The following is a 21,192-nucleotide window of genomic DNA, read 5'->3' as shown; positions in this document are numbered from 1 at the left end:
ATCTGAACCATATTTGGAGGTTGACAAATGAATGTTCTAGTTATTGGCAGAGGCGGTCGTGAACATGCCATTTGCCGAAAAGTCAGTGAAAGTCCCATGGTTGAACAAGTTTTCGCGGCGCCGGGAAATGCCGGGATGAGTGATTGTGCCACATGTATTGAGATTAACGAACATGAACAAGATCAATTAGTCGAGTTTGCCAAACAAAACGATATCGGCTTAACAATCATTGGACCGGAAGTACCGCTTTTAGAAGGGTTGGCGAATCGATTCCGCGCTGAATCACTCTTAGTTTTTGGACCCAACAAAGAAGCAGCGGAAATTGAAGGCAGTAAATCATTTGCCAAATCTTTGATGAAAAAGTACCAAATCCCTACTGCAGAATATGAAGTTTTCACTGAATTTGATCAAGCAAAAGACTATGTTTTGGAAAAAGGAACGCCAATCGTTATTAAAGCTGACGGTTTAGCCGCCGGAAAAGGGGTTGTCGTTGCTAATACAATAGAAGAAGCTGTTTCCACACTGGAAGAATTTTTATTACAAAATAAATTTGGTTCCTCTTCTGCAAAAGTCGTCGTTGAGGAGTTTTTGGAAGGGGAAGAATTTTCGTTCATGGCCTTTGTCAACGGAACAAATCTCGTCCCTTTGGAAATTGCCCAAGACCATAAACGGGCTTTTGACGGGGATCAAGGACCGAACACCGGCGGAATGGGCGCATATTCACCCGTCCCTTTTATCAGTCAAGACACGATTCATCAAGCTTATGAAACGATTTTAAAGCCGGTTACGGAAGCATTAGTTTTGGAAAATAGAAGTTTTACAGGAATCCTTTATGCCGGATTAATCCATACCGCTTCCGGTCCCAAGGTTATTGAATTCAATGCCCGTTTTGGCGATCCGGAAACCCAAGTCGTTTTGCCACGAATGAAATCCGATCTTGTGGAAGTAATTTTGCAATTATTAAATGGCGAGACACCAATCATTGAATGGGATGATGAAGCAGTACTCGGTGTTGTGATCGCAGCAAATGGTTATCCGGAATCCTATCAAAAAGGTTTTGTTCTTCCTGCATGTGAGTCCATTGATCAAAATGTCCTCCTCTTCCATGCCGGTACAGTAAAAAATGATAAAGGAGAACTGCTTGCCAACGGAGGCCGTCTCCTGTTGGCAGCGGCTAGAGGAAAAACGTTAGCTGATGCTCAATCAAATGTTTATAAGGAATTGGAAAAACTGAACTGGGAGAATTGCTTTTATCGAAAAGATATTGGCAATCGCGCCATTAACCATTCTGTTGTAAAATAAGAGATCGGGGTGTATAAAGAAGGGCGACCTTTTTTGGCACCCTTTTTTCATGAAACAAAAGAGCTGTCCGGACAATGTCTCAAAATAATAAAACCCAAGAATGCAGGAAAGTGAACATTCTTGGGGAAATTTTCGAGCCTTCTATTCAGCATCGAAAATTGTTATTCAATGATATTTTAATAAATATGAACAAACGGCTCATCCATATCCGGTTCTTTTAAAATTAATGCTTCTTGATTGGTTACTGAATTGACATTTACTTCCGTCGTTGCATATTTCGGAAAGCTCTCAACAATTAAGCTTGCAATATATTGTGAAAAACCGATGACTTCCGTTTTTCCATAAAATTGCATGGTTACATCAATGGATATTTTATTTAATTCATTATTAATATATAGTGCCCTGCCGACAATCCCGTTATAGTTGGAAAAATACTGACCGACATTATTTTTAAACGTATCAAACTGTTGGGCATCGTCACGATGTTTTTCCGTTGCTTCAGTTGAAGGGAAAAGCACATATTCCTCTTCTACCTTATTCCACTCCAATGATGTTCCACTTTCTGCCGTTCCATAAGCAAAGTAGTTTCCGGGGACAATGGATGTTTTATCTTGTTGTTTAAATAACCCGATTGTAATCGGAACAGACTCTAAACCTTTGATCTTTCTTAACTGACCAATCAATTCTTCAGCGATTCGTTTACCTTCGCTTTCAATGACATTATTGGGGATCTCAACTTTTTTCTCTGCCCCATCCAATTTGTAATAATAGACAGAGTTTAATGCCAACCCAATGGACACACCGCCCAGTTTTACCGTATCACCTTCTGACTTAACTAAATAATCGTGTTCAAGAATATGAGCTAAGTAAATTGGATTTTTTTCTTGGTCAGCTTCATTTTCTAATAATGGATTTAGACCGATGTTTTCATTTTCCTTTAAACCTTTTTCTTGTAATTGTCCACTTGTCATTTTCCTTCTCAGCCAACCGGTGATCGTCTTTTTATTAATATATTGGCCTTCTTGAAAAATATAGGTGTCAGTAGGAAAATTCCGTTGAGATATTCGTAATAATCCTTCTTCAAATTCATCGCTGTCAAAACGATTATTTAAATTGCTGACAACCATCCCGCGTACACTGGAAGGTTTGAATGGCGTCAACGTCCGATAATAAGATTCAGATATTTGATATTTTGGGATAATCGCTTTCTCCTCTGTTTTATTATTTTTTTTAACTACTTCATCCTGATCATCAACATTTGGCAGACAACCGGATAAAACAAAAACGAGAAGGAAGGATAAAATCATGTATTTCCTCATTTTTTGGACACCTCTTTAAAAAAAGACTACTGTTCATTTTCGTTTAATATTTCAAGGAACTGTTCTTCGCTCCATATTTCAATGTCGAGACTTTGTGCTTTTTCCAATTTTGATCCGGCATCAGCCCCGGCGATAACAATATCGGTCTTTTTACTGACACTTCCGGTTACAGTTGCCCCTAATTGTTCTAGTCTTTCCTTTGCTTCATTTCTGGACAAATTCGTTAACTTTCCTGTTAAAACGATCGTTTTCCCGGCTACAGGAGATTCTATATCCGCGATATTTTGCGGTCTTTCCCCTTTATAAGTGACATTCACACCCAGGGATTTCAATTCATCAATTAATTCTTTTACTTCCGGAGCCTGAAAATAAGTAACAATCGAATTTGCCATTTTTTCCCCAATATCAGTAATTGCTTGTAATTCTTCTTCTTTTGCCTCCATAAGCCGATCGATGTGTTCATATGTTTGTGCTAAAATTTTGGCTGCTTTTGCACCGACATGACGAATGCCAAGACCGAATAATAACCGTTCTAATGAATTTTCTTTTGAGGCTTCAATGGCAGTTAATAAATTTTGAACGGATTTTTCACCCATTCTTTCCAGTTGAATCAATTGGTCTTTGGTTAATTTATAAATATCAGCTACATCTGCGACTAAATTTTCTTGGAACAATTGGGTAATTACTTTTTCACCCAAGCCATCGATATTCATGGCATTTCTTGAGACAAAATGAATCAAACCTTCACGAATTTGTGCCGGGCATTTCGGATTTATGCAACGCAAAGCTACTTCCCCTTCCAAACGGACCAGTTCACTTCCGCAAGCAGGGCAATGAGTTGGCATCGCAAAAGGATTTTCTTTACCGGTTCGTTTTTCAGGAACAGACCGCACGACTTCCGGGATGATGTCGCCCGCCTTTTTAACGATAACATAATCACCAATTCGAATATCTTTCTCTTTAATCAAGTCTTCATTATGCAAGGATGCCCGCTGTACCGTTGTTCCGGCAACGCGTACCGGTTCCAGTATTCCTGTTGGCGTCACGACACCGGTCCGACCGACACTGAGATCAATACCAATTAATTTGGTCATGACTTCTTCTGCCGGGAATTTATAAGCAATCGCCCAGCGTGGACTTTTCACCGTCGTTCCAAGCTTTTCCTGCTGGTCATAACGGTCGACTTTGACCACAATCCCGTCAATTTCATAAGGCAAATCAGGTCGCTTTTCTTGCCATTCTTTAATATATTCCAAGACGTCATCAATCGTCGAACAAAGTCTTCTTTCCTGATTTGTTTTTAAACCGAGCCGGTCCAAATAATTTAATCCTTCACTATGTCTTTCGATTAATTCTAAATGATTCTCACCGATGGCATAGAGAAACACATCGAGATTCCTGGAAGCTGCAATTTTCGGATCCAGCTGTCTCAAGGAACCGGCAGCTGCATTCCTTGGATTGGCAAACAAGATTTCTCCGTTTTCTTCCCGCTCCTTATTCAGTTTAGCAAAAGATTTTTTCGGCATAAATACTTCCCCACGAACTTCAATCGTTACCTTCTCGGTTAACTGTAAAGGAATCGAGCGGACGGTTCGTAGATTCACTGTAATATCTTCCCCGATTGTTCCATCCCCCCGGGTAGAACCTTGGACGAACACACCGTTTTCATATCGAAGGGAAACCGCTAGCCCATCAATTTTCAGTTCGCAAACATATGCGGTGTCGCCTACCGTTTGTCTCACTCTGCGGTCAAAATCGCGAAGATCAGCCTCATTAAAAGCATTGGCAAGACTAAGCATCGGGATTCGGTGTCTTACTTTTTGAAAACCTTCCAACACTTCACCGCCTACCCGCTGCGTTGGAGAGTTCGGTGTCTTTAATTGGGGGAATTCCGTTTCCAGAGCAATTAATTCTTGCATTCGTTTATCATATTCACTGTCTGGAACAGATGGCTTATCCAATACGTAATATTCATATCCGTATTGATTCAATAACTTATGCAATTCATCTACCCTTTTTTTGGCATCTTCTAAACGCATAGACAACCCTCACCTTTGTATGTAATTTACTGATTAAGCAAAGCGCGATTTCCTGAAAGAGCTTTTGGGTTTTATTTGAAATGATCCATAAATTTTTTTATATTTTTTGTAAAAAAATCACATTATTTTTGCTTTTCAATGGGGGCAAATTTGGCTAACAGTCGCTTTATGCCGACTGGTATTGGAAAGGCAATATCCAATTCCATATGATCCCCCTCGCCTTTCACACTAACAACCGTACCGACGCCCCATTTTTTATGAATCGCCTTGTCACCCGCTCTCCAGCGAATATCTTCACCGCCTGTGGTTGATTGCGCAGGTCGAAATACCGGACGAACCTGATGCTGATCACGAACATGAACATTTCGTTTCTGTTCATTTAACCTGTCAATAAATTCATCGGGAATTTCTTCAATGAATCTGGAAGCGGGATTTATATTAGTATGACCGTAAAGCGTTCGGATTTGGGCATTTGTAATATATAATTCTTCCTCTGCCCGGGTAATTCCGACATACATGAGACGTCTTTCTTCTTCCATATCATTTTCTTCCATGAGACTTCGTGAATGTGGAAAAACTCCTTCTTCTAAACCGATTAGGAAAACAACGGGAAATTCAAGTCCCTTTGCTGAGTGCAGTGTCATTAGTACGACAGCATCTTTTACATTTTCTTCTTTATCCAGTTGATCGATATCAGCTACTAAGGCTAAATCAGTTAAAAAAGCAATCAGTGTTTGGTCTTCACTGGATTCCTCAAAATTTTTCGTCACTGACAGAAATTCATCGATGTTTTCGAGGCGGCTTTCTGCTTCTAATGTTTTTTCAGCCTGTAACATTTCCCGATATTCTGTTCGTTTAATGATTTCTTCGGTTAACTCCATCACGGACAAATATTCTTGCATCTGATTCAATCCGGAGAGCATTTGATAAAATTCACGGCAGGCTTTCATAGCTTTTGCCGATAAGCCGATCCGTTCCACTTCTCCTAATGCACGAAACATAGACATCTCGTTTTGAAGGGCATATTGCGCGATGCGATCAAGGGAAGTAGCTCCAATCCCGCGCTTTGGCACGTTAATGATACGAACAAAACTAATATCATCATCCAAGTTTGCAACAAGACGTAAATAAGCGAGTAAATCCTTAATTTCTTTCCGGTCATAGAATTTTGTCCCGCCAACAATCGTATAAGGAATATTCGCCTTCACCAACATTTCTTCCATTGCCCGCGATTGTGCATTTGTCCGATATAGAATGGCAAAATCACTAAACTTTCTTTGTTTCGTTTCAACCAGTTCTTTTATTTTACCGGTGACAAACAATGCTTCTCCTTGTTCTGTGTCAGCTCGATAATATTGGATTTTTTCCCCTTTTTCATTATCTGTCCAAAGATTTTTCGGTTTTCTTTTCACATTATTTGAGATAACATGATTAGCCGCTTGTAAAATATTTTTCGTTGACCGATAGTTTTGTTCAAGTAGGATCACTTTTGCATTCGGATAGTCCTTTTCAAACGAAAGAATATTGGCGATATCGGCACCTCTCCATCCATATATCGACTGATCCGAATCACCGACCACACAAAGATTTTGAAATCTCGCTGCCAATAAGTGCACAAGTTGATATTGCGCCTTATTCGTATCTTGATATTCGTCCACATGAATGTATTGAAATTTCCTTTGATAGTATTCTAAAACTTCAGGAACCCGTTTGAATAATTGAATTGTTTTCATGATCAAGTCATCAAAATCGAGGGAATGATTTTTGAGAAGCCGTTTTTCATATTCTTCAAAGACGTCACTTACGATATTTTCAAAATAATTGCCTGTATATTTTCCATATTGTTTCGCATCAATCAACTCGTTTTTTGCACTGCTGATGGCACTTAAAATGCCCCGCGGGTCAAATTTTTTCGAATCAATATTTTTATCTTTTAAAATTCCCTTTATGACCGATAGCTGATCAGTCGTATCTAAAATGGTAAAATTCCGGTTAATACCAATCCGGTCAATATCTCTTCGTAAAATCCGGACACACATCGAGTGGAAAGTGGAAATCCAAATTTCATCTGCGGCACCGCCAAGAATTCCGTTAATCCGCTCTTTCATTTCCCGAGCCGCTTTATTCGTGAAGGTAATCGCTAATATATTATAAGGATTGACTCCTTTTTCCAATAAAATATAAGCGATTCGGTGCGTTAGTACTCTTGTTTTTCCACTGCCTGCCCCGGCCATAATGAGGAGCGGACCTTCCGTGGTCTTGACCGCCTGTTGCTGCTCCTTATTTAATCCTGCAAGAAGACGATCCTTTAAATATTGCACAACAATCACCCTTTTCAAATCCGAATATTTGTTCTTATTTTACAAGAAATCGTACTGGAATGCAACTTGTATTACAATTCTTTTGCCGCTTTGACAGTTTTCAACGCTTCCTGTAAATTATCATAAATCACATTTCCTACCACAATTACATCTGCATGCGTGATCATTTCCCGGGCACGTTCAGCAGTTGTTATTCCACCGCCATAGAAAAGGACCGATTCTTCCAACTGTTCTTTTACACATTGAACGACTTCCGGATCTCCGTAAGTTCCGCTATACTCCAGATAAAACACGGGTAAGCGCAACATTTTTTCCGCCATTACTGCATACGCTTCAATGTCATCCAAACTCAAATCCGTTTTCGCACCGGTTAATTTCGCTACTTTACTATTTTCATTTAAAATACAATAGCCTTCAACGACCATTTCCTTCCAATCGATGAAATGCCCGTATTCTTTAATAGCCTGATGATGATGTCCGATAATCCAATTCGGATCTTGGCTGTTTAGCACCGTTGGAATAAAGTATAAATCAAATCCGGGGGAAATCGAGTCAATATTGGAAATTTCCAACGCACATGGTACAGGATAACGCCGAACTCTCGCCATTAAGTTAAGAACATTTTCCAGCGTTACCCCGTCCGTGCCACCGATCATAATACAATCCGTACCTGATTCGCAAATTTTCTCTAATGACAGATCATCAATTTCTTTATTCGGATCAAGTTTAAATACATGTCTCCAAGTCCGTAAATCGTACATATGATTTTCCTCCATTATTCGCTCCATTCCAACATTATACCATTCCTTTGCTATATAAAAAATAATGAAATCTTCTTATTAAAACCAAGAAGGAATCAGTGCCATAGAAAAAGGGACTTACAAACCAGTCCCTTTTTCTTCTTCCCGCTCATTATTATTTTGTTTATCAGCCAAGCGATCCAGAACCATCTTATACGCATCGTTTCCGTAATTTAAACAACGCTTGACGCGAGATATCGTTGCAGTGGAAGCACCTGTTTCTTTTTCAATTTCATGGTATTTACTGCCTTCTTGTAAAAGTCTTGCAACTTCTAACCGCTGAGATAAGGATTGGATTTCATTAATGGTGCACAAATCATCGAAAAATCGATAGCATTCCTCTTTGTTTTTCAATGTTAAAATCGCATCGAATAATTGATCCAACGCCTTTCCTCGTAATTTATCTATCTGCACAAATCATGCCTCCTCCTACAAAATAACCTTCTTCCTTGCTAATAGAAAAATGGAAGAAATCTATATTTCCCACAAATTTGATAGTAGAACAAATCTGACGCTTCCGGCAAGCCTCCCACCAACCTTCCTCTGTGATTTAAAATTTGGTAGAGGCTTTAAGAGTGGGATAGTACCTAAAACTGAACCATTTTATCTAAATCAGGGACAATATTAATCCATGTTTTACCCGGCACAAGGGGCACTTCTTTTCCATTCAAATAAGGGACAATTCTCCCATCTTGATTTTCCCATTGGATCTCTTGTAATTTCCCTTTTTGTAAAAGAAATGCACGGCCGCCGGAAGTTAAATCAATATCCAGTAACCCGTAGCTGTCAATTGTCCGGTGATTTGTTTCAACAATGAATATATTATTTAAAAGGACCGGATCGCCGGTTTCATTGTCAACGGTTTGGGCGCCGGCAGAAAAACGTTTGTACGTACTTGATGCCGGGTCGTATTCATAACGGACTTCAAATGTTTTTGTAGAATAGGAGATCGTTGCCGAGGACTGCTCCGTTCCTCCCACTTCTTCATCCTCTTTTAAAAATACATACGGTTCCGGTGCCCCAACCATAGAAAAATTTTCTTCCTCTGCACCTTCTTCAATATGGTCGTAAGTTATATAAGAATTATGCGGTGCTTTCCGTTTCGATGATCGCTCAAATAAAGTTCCATCATAAAAAAGTCCGTTTAATGAATCAACATAGCCGCTCTCCAGCATTTTTTGCGCTTTTTCACTCCAACCATGATGAACATAAAGTGCATCTAACCCTTTTGCCACCTCTACATAATAAGGCCTCGCACTCCTAACCGGACCAATCATTTCCGGTTTCTCACTTTGAAACACAGCGAGGAACCGGGTAACTCCACCCTCAGCCAGTATCTCAAAAACAAGATCCGCTTTCGTTAACCCCGATTGCGGGCGGCCTTCCGGATGATTATTGACCATAACCGTGACAGCACGGTTTTCAGGTTTCTTATCAGTTGGTAAGCCCGTTAGCGGGTACGTATATTTACTTTCCTCTTCTTTCGTTTCAGTTTTTTCCAAATCTTTGGTGTCCGTTTGTTTACTTGACGGGACTTCATTTTTGCTGCAACTCATTAATAAAAATAATGCGACAATGAATAGTAACCAATTTACTCGTTTTTTCACTCGGTCTAACCCCTTTAAGTTGTAATTAGTGTATCCCTTTATTATTTTAACGCAATATAGAAGGAAACAAAACTTTTTTTTGCATGACATCATAAACTCCTTTTGGCGTCATACGAATATAAGGTAAATGCGTAGATGTGAAAAAGAGTAGCGTATAAATAGGATCATCAAATTGGTATCCTTTTTCCTTCATTATTTTTTTAAACTCTTTTTCTTTTATAATTAAACGTTCAAAAGAAAGTCGACTGGAGATGCCCGATAAAGGTAAATCCAATTCATAAATGATTTCTCCCTTTTCGACAACAACGATTCCACCGCCAATTTCTTTCATTCTGTTAAACGCTATTAACATGTCTTGTTTATTTTTTCCAATAAGAAGAATATCACCCGTATAAGTAAAAGAAGAGGCTAACCCACCTATACGCGCAAATCCTTTCAATAATGTATTAATCCTTTGCGTTCCTTTCTCATCAACAGTCATAAAAAAGCATTCATCTTGCGGATCGTCAATTTCGTCCCGATCGACATCAATCGATATTGAATATGGTTTTGTAATAACGGAATTTTCCAGTTGGATACCAAATGGCATGGAAAACTGTAAATCTGTCATGGTTAAATCCCAATCAATTTGTAACGGCTGAAAACCAAAATGATCAAGGGAAATATTTTGTTCATTTTCAACCGGTTTGCTATCTCTTTTCACCCAGACTCCCTTTGCTAATACCGATACAGGTGTTGGTTGATCTATTTTTTCAAGAAAATTAATATCTGCTGTGCGACCGGTAGCAATTAACCCGTGTAAGTGATCAAACTGATAATATTTTGCCGGATTATAGGTTGCCATTAAATAAGCGTCGATTGGTGGAACTCCTTTTTCGATAGCGATTTTAATTAAACAGTCTATCACACCTTGTTCATAAAAGGACGGAGGTGAACCATCTGTTGTTAACATAAAATGATCGTAATTTTGGATCCCCATTCGGTTAAGATCATCGAGTAGATTCGGTAAATCCGGACGAATCGATGAGTACCGCAATGTCACCATATAACCTTGAAGCAACCGCCTCATCACTTCTTCCCCGGTCATAGCCTCATGGTCAGAATCAGCTCCAAGCAGTTTCAGTTTGGCTAATGTTTTTTCTGAGGCACCGGGAAAATGTCCTTCCACTTTCTTATTTAACCGCTTCGTTTCTTGAATCCAATGAAGCGTCAGATCATCTCCGGCCAATAATTTCGGCCAACCGGTTAATTCCCCGCCTTGAATAACGAATTCATGATTGATCCAATTTTTTACTAATGCATTGGAAAATATTCGTTCTTCATCGATTAATTCTGATTGACTGTCATACCGTGCCCACCAATATAAGGTTGACGGAACAGTTTGAAGAGCTTCTATAAAAGAAAACGCTTTCTTTTTATTTAATAATAATATAAGCGGTAAGTTATCATTGATTAAAACGCTCGTTCCAAATTTTAATGCATACTGTGCAAAAGATAGGGGATTATATAACTGAAACGGATGAACATGCGGCTCAATATATCCCGGAACAAGAAAATAATGTTTACAATCAACTTGTTCGCATTTACTATCTATAAAATCAGGTTCCCGTTCACCTACATAAACAATTCGATCTTGATAAATCCATATATTGCCTGTCATCCATTGCTTAAGTATTCCATGTAAATAGGTTGCATTAAAGAAAACTTTTGTGGGAGACCTTTTCCCGTCAAGTACTTCTACATGTTCTCTAAGTTCCCGGTTTCTCCATCTATATTTTGATTCAACCATTTTATCCACCTTTTATTCATTGTTTTTACCTTGTATTTTTCTATTCAAAAAAAATTTAAATGTAACCGTATTATATCACGATTTATCAGTTCATGCATTAAAGAAAACATTAACATTTTGTTAACGGAGGAAAATAGAATGAACGTAAAGCAAAATATCGGTATTATGAATGCATTGATTCGAATCACTGTGGGGTTGACGATGCTTTCTTGGGCAACCGCCAAACTTGTAAAAAGACCCTGGAGAAATTCCTATTTGTTCATTGCTTTTTTTGCTGCCATGAAAGTTGGGGAAGGGATTGTTAAATATTGCCCGATGACAGATGTTATTCAAAATCAAATGAATCAAATGAATGGTTCAGATAGCGATTCAAATAAAAACGGAAATGAGTCCCAAAATAAATCGGACTTAAAACAAATGATGGATATGTTTGTCCCGAAACAAATAGAACAATCATCAAACGGAACAAATAATAATCAGCACCAACAAGGCAGTCACCATCATGAACAGGAACATAGCCAAAGTTAGCAAAAATCCCATCTTTTACAGTTTAAAGAGAACTCGAGTACCCGAGTTCTCTTTAAAAATTTTATAACCCCAGACGTTCAAATATGGTGTCCACATGTTTTAAATGGTAATGGTAATCGAAACAGTCAGCCAACTCTTCTTTTGAAAGGGTCGCCATAATTTTTTCGTTACTTTCAACTAAGGAGCGAAAAGGAACTTGTTGTTCCCATGCTTTCATAGCCAGCGGTTGAACCGTGTCATAAGCGGTTTCGCGGACCCAACCTTTTTCAATCAATGAGAGAAGCACCCGTTGCGAGTAGATTAACCCTAATGTCCGGTCCATGTTTCGTTTCATATTTTCCGGGAAAACCGTCAAGTTTTTCACAATATTGGAGAAACGATTCAACATATAATTTAAAGCGATCGTCGCATCCGGCAAGATAATCCGTTCAGCCGATGAATGAGAAATATCCCGTTCATGCCAAAGGGATACATTTTCGTAAGCCGTAAGCATATATCCGCGAATCACCCTCGCCATTCCGGTCATATTTTCCGAGCCGATTGGATTCCGTTTATGCGGCATAGCGGAAGAACCTTTTTGACCTTTCGCAAAAAATTCCTCAACCTCTCTTACTTCACTTTTTTGTAAGCCTCGGATTTCTGTGGCAAATTTTTCAATGGATGTAGCAATAAGAGCAAGGGTAGCCAAATAATAAGCATGGCGGTCCCGCTGTAAGGTTTGTGTTGAAATTGGCGCAGGAGTAAGGCCAAGTTTTTCACATACATATTTTTCTACAAACGGATCAATATTTGCATATGTACCAACTGCACCGGAAATTTTCCCGAATTCGACACCTTGGGCGGCTTGTTTGAAACGTTCAAGGTTCCGTTTCATTTCTTCATACCAAAGTGCCAACTTCAGTCCGAAAGTGGTCGGTTCCGCGTGAACACCGTGGGTCCGTCCCATCATCACAGTATACTTATGTTCCTGTGCCTTATGTTTCAAAATCGCTATGAAGTTTTCGATATCTTTTATCAAAATGGTATTGGCTTGTTTTAATAAATAAGATAGTGCCGTATCAACGACATCTGTTGACGTAAGGCCGTAGTGCACCCATTTCTTTTCCTCACCAAGACTTTCTGAAACAGTTCTTGTAAAAGCAACCACATCATGTCGTGTTTCTTCTTCAATTTCTTTAATCCGATTAACAGAGAATGTCGCTTTTTCACGGATTTTTTGAACATCCTCTTTCGGAATTTCTCCTAATTCCGCCCATGCCTCACATGCTAAAATCTCTACTTCAAGCCAGGCATGAAACTTGTTTTCCTCTGTCCAAATCGCACCCATTTCTGGTCTCGTGTACCGGTCGATCATATTTTACCCTCCACTTTATTTCAAACTTGATTTTTTTCTTATTTTTCCATCATGATCTAGTTTCATCTTAACAAATAGAAAAAAGACAAGTCAAGGTAAATTCGAACGTTAATTAATAAACCGCCTATAAACGTTCGTATTTTAGTTTATTAAAAACTTTTATCTGGCAGCACAAGACCGAAATGGTAATATGATTGCTCGATAAACAAGTAGAACAAATATTTAAGAAGGCCTAAAAACCCCACAGATACTAAATTCTGTGGGGTTAAGAAAAACTATTTTATTTTACAGCATTTTTTACAAGTTCGATTACTTCTTCAACTGTGCTCTTTTGGAGTGCCTCTTGTGCCAATTTTTCCATTTCCGCTTTCGATAATTTGCGGATTAAGGAACGAGCTTTCAAGATAGAAGTCGCACTCATTGAGAATTCATCAAGGCCAAGACCTAATAATAACGGAACAGCTGTTTCATCACCGGCCATCTCACCGCACATGCCTGTCCATTTTCCTTCTTTATGAGATGCATCAATTACCATTTTAACTAAACGTAAAATTGATGGATTGTACGGTTGATACAGATAGGAAACTTGTTCATTCATCCGGTCTGCAGCCATTGTATATTGAATCAAGTCATTTGTCCCAATACTGAAAAAGTCTACCTCTTTGGCAAACTGATCAGCTAACACAGCGGTCGAAGGAATTTCAACCATAATTCCGAGTTCGATATGATCGGCAGTTGGGATGCCTTCCTTTGCTAAATTATCTTTTTCTTCCAGGAATAACTTTTTCGCTTCCCGGAATTCATTTAATGTGGCAATCATTGGGAACATTACTTTTAATTTCCCATAGACACTTGCGCGAAGGAGAGCACGTAATTGGGTCCGGAAAATATCTGTCCGATCCAAGCAAAGCCGAATTGCACGGTGTCCCAGAAATGGATTCATTTCTTCCGGCAGCGGTAAGTAGGATAACTTTTTATCGCCGCCGATATCCAATGTCCGAACCACGACCGGTCTGCCTTCCATGCCTTCTAAAACGGCCTTATAAGCTGCAAATTGATCTTCTTCACTTGGCAACTCATCACGGCCCATATATAAAAATTCTGTCCGGAATAAGCCGACACCTTCTGCACCGTTGTGAAGCGCACCTTCTACATCTTTTGGCGTACCGATATTAGCAACTAATTCTACTTGGACACCATCTTTAGAGATAGAAGGCTCATTAACCAATTTTGCCCACTCCGCCAATTGTGCTTCATAATCTGCTTGTTTTTTCTTATATTCCTCAATTAATTCTTCTGTCGGGTTAATATGTACTTCACCGGACAATCCGTCCAAAATCAAGAAATCGCCATTTTGGATATCTTTTGTTGCTGTTTTTGTTCCTACAACTGCAGGAATTTCTAAGGATCTGGCCATGATTGCTGAATGGGAAGTCCGCCCTCCAATATCAGTGGTAAACCCTTTAACAAACTTCCGATTTAACTGTGCGGTATCAGATGGAGTTAAATCTTCGGCTACGATAATCACTTCTTCTGAAATCATACTTGGATTAGGAATAGTTACATTCAATAAGCCGGCTAAAACTCTTTTACGGACATCACGGATATCTGCCGCCCGTTCCCGCATATATTCATTATCCATTTGTTCAAAAATGCCAATAAACATATCGGTCGTTTCCTGTAAAGCAGCTTCGGCATTCATCTTTTCATTTTTTATTTTATCCTCAATAGGTGCAACAATTTCCGGGTCATTCAAAATTAACAAATGAGCTTCAAAAATCTCTGCCTTGTCCGGACCTAAAGCTTCCCGAGCATGATCTCGAATTGCTTCAAGTTGGGATTTAGCTATTCTTAAGCTGTCACGAAATCTGGAAATTTCTTTTTCACTGTCTTCAACGGTCGTTTTTTGAAAGGATAAATCCGGTTCCACAAGACGATATGCCTTACCGATGGCAATACCACTTGAGGCGGCAATTCCTTTAATCCATGTACTCATTACTCAGCCAACCCTTCTTTTTTCATTAATTCATCGATTGCGTTCATAGCTTCATTTTCATCGGTACCGTTAGCTTTAATTTTTATTACAGCATTTTTTCCAATACCAAGGGACATGATTCCCATAATTGATTTTAAGTTTACTGTTTTTCCGTTATATTCGAGTTCTATATTGGAATTAAATTTACCTGCTTCACGGACGATTAATGTAGCCGGTCTTGCATGAATACCAGTTTCCTCAATAATTTTATAAGTTTTTTCTGCCATTGTAAACACTCCTCAATTTTAATTAGATTTTCCATGATAAAAAAGGTATTAACGGTAATATAGTTCAGATTATTCAATATGTTGAACACCTGAAAAGTTCATTTTCTAAAACTTGCACGCCCAATATAAAACTTGTCCTGTCCTAACTATTGTTCATGCAAATCTCGCGTAAAATTGGATACTACTTATTATTTTACTCTTTATCTTTTTCTATGTTAACAAATTAACAAGTTTATTTTCAACATCATTTTTCCCTTGGATGCCGTTTGTTTACCTAATTGATATAATTCCTTTTTCTTCTAATTGGACAGAACCCATTTTTTCTATGACAACTTTTTCATCAACATCTAAATTCGTGAAAACAATTGGTGTGATAATAGAAGGAACTCGTTCTTTAATGAAATCTAAATCTGCACGTAATAATGGTTGTCCGGCTTTCACTTGTTCACCGTCATTTACCAATACCTCAAAACCTTCACCCTTTAGGTTGAATGTATCTATACCAAAGTGAATGAAAATTTCACGTCCGCTTATTGTTTGAAAAGAAAGGGCATGTTTTGTCGGTAATACATTTATAACTGTACCGTCTGTCGGAGCAACAACAAGTCCTTCTTCCGGTTCGATGGCAAAACCATCCCCCATCAATTTAGCGGAGAATACATAATCCGGTACTTCTGTGATTGGTTTTAAAGTACCTTTTATTGGTGCAATAAATGTGTCATTTGTATCCATATCATTTTCTTGTACTTCCGGGTGTATTTCCTCCATTTGTTGTATATACCCCTGTTGCTTAACCGTTTTTACAGCATGAGGTTTTTTCCCGTTCAAGATATTCTGCATTTGACTCTTTAAGGTGTCTGATTTAGGGCCAAAAATTGCTTGAATATTATTTCCTACCTCGAGGAAACCGGACGCACCTAATTTTTTCAACTTTTCTTTATCAACATTTTTCATATCCTTTACTTGAAAACGCAAGCGAGTAATACAGGCATCCAAGTGAATGATATTTTCCTGTCCACCCATTGCCTCAATAACTTGAAATGGAAGTTCTCCTTTGTTTGTTTCCTCTGTACGATCTTCTTCCTCGACAGTTTCAATCTCTTCACGACCCGGTGTTTTTAAATCCCATTTCAAGATAAAAAAGCGGAAAATAAAGTAGTAAAGAACTGCAAATACGAAGCCGACGATAATCGTGAGCCACCACGGTTCTCTTCCCGGTAATATACCGAATAAGAAAAAGTCAATGGCACCACCTGAGAATGTATAACCGATATTCACATCCAACCATGTCATGATAACGAAGGAGAAACCATCTAACAATGCGTGGATAAGAAATAATACCGGTGATAGAAACAAGAATGTGAATTCAATGGGTTCTGTAATCCCAGTTAAGAATGAAGTTAGTGCAGCACTAACAAGCAAACCTGCCACCATTTTTTTCTTTTCCGGTTTTGCCGTATGGTACATGGCAAGTGCTGCAGCCGGTAAGCCAAACATCATAATCGGAAATTCCCCTGCCATGAAGTGACCGGCTGTTAGTTCAACCCCATCACGTAACTGAGCAAAGAAGATCATCATATCCCCACGAACAACATCACCGGCAGCCGTCGTATAAGAGCCAAATTCATACCAGAATGGCGCGTGATAGATATGATGTAATCCAAATGGTATAAGTAATCTCTTAATAAAGCCAAACATAAATACTGCAATATAAGGACCTTCATCAATTAACCATATGGAAGCGGAATTCAGGGCACTTTGAATCGGCGGCCATACGACCAATAGAATTAATCCGGCAATCAGTGAAAACGCCGCAGTTACAATTGGTACAAAGCGTTTTCCGGCAAAGAAACCGAGGAATGTTGGCATGTTGATATCATGGTACTTATTGTAACAATAGGCCGCAACGAGACCAACAATAATACCTCCAAATACACCGGTTTGTAAGGTAGGAATCCCTAATACAGATGCAGTGCCTGGATTCGTTCCGATATTCTCAGCTGTTAAACCGATCCAAGAACCCATTACCTGGTTCATAACCAGATAACCAACTATCGCTGCCAGTGCCGCTACACCGTCTCCTGCCAAACCAATGGCAACCCCTGCAGCAAATAATAAGGCAAGGTTGGAGAAAATAATATTTCCTGCATCTTCCATTACACTACCGATAAGCTGAATCCAATCAGCTTGTAAGAACGGGAGAACATCGATCATATTCTCTTGACCAATTGCATTACCGATACCCAGAAGTAACCCGGCAGCCGGCAGTAGTGCAACAGGAAGCATAAGTGCTTTACCGGCTTTCTGTAAAACACCAAAAAGTTTTTTCAACACAGGTGCGTTCACTTCCTATAAAAAATGTAAAAGAGGATGGTGAAAAAGTCCGGGAAAAGTAGTTTTCAAATTTATTGGTCAACTTGCTGCTGTTTTTTTGTACTTGAAGCAAACGTTCCGACATTTTAGAGGATACGTTCCCTCAAACCTTTTGATCTCCTCTTTGAACACACACGAAAATTTAAAGGCATGGGAAAAAAGATAAGTTACACAAAGCACCATTATTTACGTATTTGTGTATCTCATCTTCTTTTTACTCATGCCTGATCGAATCAGTAACACGTAAAATATGGACTCTTCTTTTTAGTTAGTCGAAATTTTACTATAAATTCTTTGCAAATGCATGGTAAGATAGACAGCCTCTGCATTTCCAACCGGTTTCTTTAAAGCATTTTGCATAATTTTAATTAGCTTCCATGAGAGATTATAACAAAAAGGGTATTCATGTTGCAATGTGTACGTTAATTTTGAAATTTCCCCCAATTCATCCCCCTCGTGTACCCTGTCAATGGCAAAGCGCAAATGTCTAATAAGACGGATATAATCGATTGAATGTTTATCAATTTTTGCCTGGAAAGCTTCTTCAATCACATTGACCAATTGGCTAATCAGTTGGGAATCTTTATTGATTTCCAGTACATTTTTATGCATGATGGCGCTATGAATATGAAGAGTAATAAAACCGATTTCGTCCACGGGCAATTGAATTTTCACCGCTTCATTGACAATTTTTACAACTTCCGAAGCAATTTTAAACTCCATCGGATAAATGGATTTTGTTTCAAATAAAAACGGATTTTTGATTGAAATCCCTTTCATCGTCCGGTAAATAGAGAACATTAAATGGTCTGTTAAGGCAACTTGTGTGTGTTCATCCAAGCTGGTGTGGGTTTGGTTTTTTATATAGTTTAAGGCATCAATGATTGCATCAAACGTTTTTGCTTCCATTTGCGGTAATAAACTTTTATACTGCTCCTGTTTCTCTTTATCTTTTAAAACAAAGATTTTTTCAGCAAATTCTTCACTCAGTTGATCCCCTCGTTTCTTATTAAAACCAATTCCTTTCCCGATTAGGACAACCTCTTTAAATTCCTCATTTTCCGCAATCAAAACATTATTGTTTAATATTTTTTTGACAATGAACAACGCCATAGCCATTACTCCATTCTAAAAATGAATCTTATTTATTAATTATGACGTACCCTATAGACGATGGTCAACAATTTCATGCAATGTACAAAAAATTATATATTGGAAATTATAATGTTCTACGCTCACACAATTATTGAATACTAAAAAGGCCCGGGCGAATATCCCGAGCCAATCTATCATTCTTTTCAACTCAAAAAAGTAAAATAAAGGATGAAAATAACCGCTAATATATACATAATCGGGTGAATTTCTTTGACCCGACCTTTAACAAGCATCGTTATTGGATAGAAAATAAACCCGACTGCAATTCCGGTTGCAATACTGTATGTTAATGGCATCATTAACACCGTAAAAAATGCAGGGATGGCAATTTCAATTTGATCCCATTCAACAAACTTTAAGTTGGTTGCCATTAATACCCCGACAATAATTAAAGCAGGTGCAGTCACTTGAGAAGTAACAATTTCCAATAATGGTGAAAATACTAATGCTAACAGAAAAAATACCGCAGTGACAACCGCAGTGAATCCGGATTTTCCGCCGACAGCCACACCTGCTGTCGATTCAACATAAGAGGTCGTACTTGATGTACCTAAAATTGCCCCAAAAACAGTCCCGGATGAGTCAGCAGTCAATGCACGTCCTGCCCGGGGTAATTTCCCGTTTTCCATGATTCCTGCCTGCGTGGCAACAGCCATTAATGTACCTGCAGTATCAAAGAAATCAACAAACATGAAAGTTAAAATAACTACAAGCATTTGTAAAGAAAAAATATCTTGCAAATGGAAAAGGGCTTGACCAAATGCCGGTTCTAAACTTGGCACCGGTCCGATTATATCATTAAGTCCTGTCGGGTGGGGAACAAGTCCGAAAATCATCCCAACGATAGACGTAATAATCATTCCATAAAAAATACCTGCTCTAATACCCATAGTCAGTAAAATAGAAGAAATAAGAAGTCCGAAAATAGCAAGCAGTACAGTTGGAGATGTCAAATCGCCAATCCCAACCAGTGTGGCATCATTATTAACAACAAATCCTGCATTAATCAATCCGACAAAAGCAATAAATAAACCAATCCCGGCGCTAACCGCATATTTTAAACTTTCAGGAATGGCATTGATAATCATTTCACGGATTCCGGTCATTGTTAATATAACAAGAACAACACCTGAAACAAGAACACCCGACAATGCTGTTTCCCAAGGAATTCCATAGCCTAAAACAACCGTATAAGCAAAAAATGCATTCAATCCCATACCCGGAGCTAGTGCGACCGGATATTTTGCCACGATTCCCATAACGAAAGAACCAATTGCTGCAGCTAAAGCCGTTGCTGTAAAAAGAGCACCTTGGTCCATTCCCGTTGCCGACAGAGTATGCGGATTGACGAACAATATATAAGCCATCGCTAAAAAGGTAGTTAAGCCGGCAATAAACTCTGTCTTAAAATTTGTCCCCAATTTATCAAACTCAAAATAATTTTTCATACTCCCCTTACCTTTCTTTTGTTAGTTTTCTGATTATTCACACAAAAACTCAAATAAATAAAGCTCGCTAGCGATACTCGGAGCTTGACAAAAGGTAAGAAATCATCGTAATACGATAAATCCACACCGGTTCGTTTCATAAAAAATAGTTTCATAGCATGTTGAGACAAAAATACTATTAGAAGAATTTTTCGATACGGATGTGCGTGATTCATTCATGCTCACATGATGTGAATCTTTTCCATTCACAGTGATATGCTTTTAGAACATGAATGTTTTATTCGTATTCTCCAATCCATGATTCATACCTCGTAGTCAAGCTATTTGTGGTAGCTCGGTAGAAACTCTCGGGCCATATTCCCGAAATTATACGAGTATTTGTTATTAGTTTTTACAAATTTATATTATCAGTATTCAATGAAACTGTCAACGTAAAATACGAATATTTATTAATATAATTATATTTTTGTTCGTGTTATACTGGTTCCACCAAAATTCATGATAGGCCTGTGGTTCTCCCATTTAAATATGATAATATAATAAAAATGTTATGATTTTTTATAGAAGAAAGGTGGAGTGACAACATGTTTTCATTTATAGTCGTTGTGTTTCTTTTATTTTTAGTCCCGGGTCCTGCAGTGATTATTACAATTTCTCAAACGATTAAAAGTGGGAGAACAAACGGTATTTTGACTGATTTAGCCCTTCAAACTCAAGAATAGATGGCGATATGAATTAGACGTTTCACGAAACTTAACCTACTTTATCCCTATAAAAATATAGAATGAAAGAAGTCAAAGGAATCGCAAATATTAATTGTTAATAATTTTTGTATTTGAAATCACTAGTGTTGCATTAATTTAAATTAACTATTAAAAATACCCAAAATCTTCAA

The 21,192-nt window shown here is 38.4% G+C and carries 16 protein-coding genes and 1 riboswitch; of the genes, 3 read left to right on the top strand and 13 right to left on the bottom strand.

Going from position 1 to position 21,192, the window contains the following annotated elements; translation table 11 throughout:
- Nucleotides 1-27 precede the first annotated feature (27 nt).
- Entirely contained in the window at nt 28-1,302 is a 1,275-nt protein-coding gene (purD, locus tag LIZ98_RS08680; protein ID WP_227139431.1) for a phosphoribosylamine--glycine ligase, read from the top strand.
- Nucleotides 1,303-1,478: 176 nt separating this feature from the next.
- On the opposite strand, the gene LIZ98_RS08675 is transcribed toward purD, so the two are convergent.
- From LIZ98_RS08675 to LIZ98_RS08645, 7 genes are all read right to left on the bottom strand, one after another.
- The gene (locus LIZ98_RS08675; protein WP_034767960.1) at nt 1,479-2,621 is read right to left on the bottom strand and encodes a CamS family sex pheromone protein; all 1,143 of its coding nucleotides are present in this window, start codon (nt 2,619-2,621) and stop codon (nt 1,479-1,481) included.
- Between the two features lie 26 nt (nt 2,622-2,647).
- Complete coding sequence (ligA, locus tag LIZ98_RS08670) at nt 2,648-4,660, bottom strand: NAD-dependent DNA ligase LigA (RefSeq protein WP_227139430.1); 2,013 nt, start codon at nt 4,658-4,660, stop codon at nt 2,648-2,650.
- A 122-nt stretch (nt 4,661-4,782) separates the two neighbouring features.
- Nucleotides 4,783-6,981: a DNA helicase PcrA gene (pcrA, locus tag LIZ98_RS08665; RefSeq protein ID WP_108897518.1), complete on the bottom strand. Its 2,199-nt coding sequence runs from the start codon at nt 6,979-6,981 to the stop codon at nt 4,783-4,785.
- A gap of 71 nt (nt 6,982-7,052) precedes the next feature.
- Nucleotides 7,053-7,742: a heptaprenylglyceryl phosphate synthase gene (gene pcrB / locus LIZ98_RS08660; protein WP_041846695.1), complete on the bottom strand. Its 690-nt coding sequence runs from the start codon at nt 7,740-7,742 to the stop codon at nt 7,053-7,055.
- Nucleotides 7,743-7,859: 117 nt separating this feature from the next.
- Nucleotides 7,860-8,195, bottom strand: a complete 336-nt coding sequence (locus LIZ98_RS08655) for a YerC/YecD family TrpR-related protein (RefSeq protein ID WP_034767951.1) — start codon at nt 8,193-8,195, stop codon at nt 7,860-7,862.
- A 173-nt stretch (nt 8,196-8,368) separates the two neighbouring features.
- Nucleotides 8,369-9,388, bottom strand: a complete 1,020-nt coding sequence (locus tag LIZ98_RS08650) for a DUF3048 domain-containing protein (protein ID WP_227139429.1) — start codon at nt 9,386-9,388, stop codon at nt 8,369-8,371.
- 46 nt (nt 9,389-9,434) lie between these two features.
- Nucleotides 9,435-11,177: an adenine deaminase C-terminal domain-containing protein gene (locus LIZ98_RS08645; protein WP_034767948.1), complete on the bottom strand. Its 1,743-nt coding sequence runs from the start codon at nt 11,175-11,177 to the stop codon at nt 9,435-9,437.
- A 138-nt stretch (nt 11,178-11,315) separates the two neighbouring features.
- Between LIZ98_RS08645 and LIZ98_RS08640 the strand changes: the two genes are divergently transcribed.
- Entirely contained in the window at nt 11,316-11,705 is a 390-nt protein-coding gene (locus tag LIZ98_RS08640; RefSeq protein ID WP_227139428.1) for a YgaP family membrane protein, read from the top strand.
- Between the two features lie 61 nt (nt 11,706-11,766).
- Here LIZ98_RS08640 and purB read toward each other — a convergent pair whose 3' ends face one another.
- The 6 genes from purB to LIZ98_RS08610 all read right to left on the bottom strand — a co-directional run bounded on the left by purB (nt 11,767) and on the right by LIZ98_RS08610 (nt 20,297).
- Nucleotides 11,767-13,059: an adenylosuccinate lyase gene (purB, locus tag LIZ98_RS08635; RefSeq protein WP_034767946.1), complete on the bottom strand. Its 1,293-nt coding sequence runs from the start codon at nt 13,057-13,059 to the stop codon at nt 11,767-11,769.
- Between the two features lie 280 nt (nt 13,060-13,339).
- Entirely contained in the window at nt 13,340-15,055 is a 1,716-nt protein-coding gene (gene ptsP / locus LIZ98_RS08630; RefSeq protein ID WP_227091847.1) for a phosphoenolpyruvate--protein phosphotransferase, read from the bottom strand.
- Complete coding sequence (locus LIZ98_RS08625) at nt 15,055-15,321, bottom strand: phosphocarrier protein HPr (RefSeq protein ID WP_034767942.1); 267 nt, start codon at nt 15,319-15,321, stop codon at nt 15,055-15,057. The genes ptsP and LIZ98_RS08625 overlap by 1 nt, the downstream gene beginning before the upstream one ends.
- 270 nt (nt 15,322-15,591) lie before the next feature.
- A complete protein-coding gene (gene ptsG, locus LIZ98_RS08620; protein ID WP_227139440.1) occupies nt 15,592-17,655 on the bottom strand; it encodes a glucose-specific PTS transporter subunit IIBC in 2,064 nt (687 codons plus the stop codon).
- Nucleotides 17,656-17,958: 303 nt separating this feature from the next.
- Nucleotides 17,959-18,807: a glucose PTS transporter transcription antiterminator GlcT gene (gene glcT / locus LIZ98_RS08615; protein ID WP_227139427.1), complete on the bottom strand. Its 849-nt coding sequence runs from the start codon at nt 18,805-18,807 to the stop codon at nt 17,959-17,961.
- Between the two features lie 185 nt (nt 18,808-18,992).
- The gene (locus LIZ98_RS08610; protein WP_227139426.1) at nt 18,993-20,297 is read right to left on the bottom strand and encodes an NCS2 family permease; all 1,305 of its coding nucleotides are present in this window, start codon (nt 20,295-20,297) and stop codon (nt 18,993-18,995) included.
- Between the two features lie 292 nt (nt 20,298-20,589).
- Nucleotides 20,590-20,691, bottom strand: a riboswitch (purine riboswitch).
- 190 nt (nt 20,692-20,881) lie between these two features.
- Between LIZ98_RS08610 and LIZ98_RS08605 the strand changes: the two genes are divergently transcribed.
- Nucleotides 20,882-21,019, top strand: a complete 138-nt coding sequence (locus LIZ98_RS08605) for a hypothetical protein (RefSeq protein ID WP_227139425.1) — start codon at nt 20,882-20,884, stop codon at nt 21,017-21,019.
- Nucleotides 21,020-21,192 lie beyond the last annotated feature (173 nt).

The sequence above is a fragment of the Caldibacillus sp. 210928-DFI.2.18 genome, from assembly GCF_020554505.1.
Classification (GTDB): domain Bacteria; phylum Bacillota; class Bacilli; order Bacillales; family Caldibacillaceae; genus Caldifermentibacillus; species Caldifermentibacillus hisashii.
Note: the sequence above shows the minus strand (reverse complement) of the source record. Positions and strands in the feature narration are given on the sequence as shown.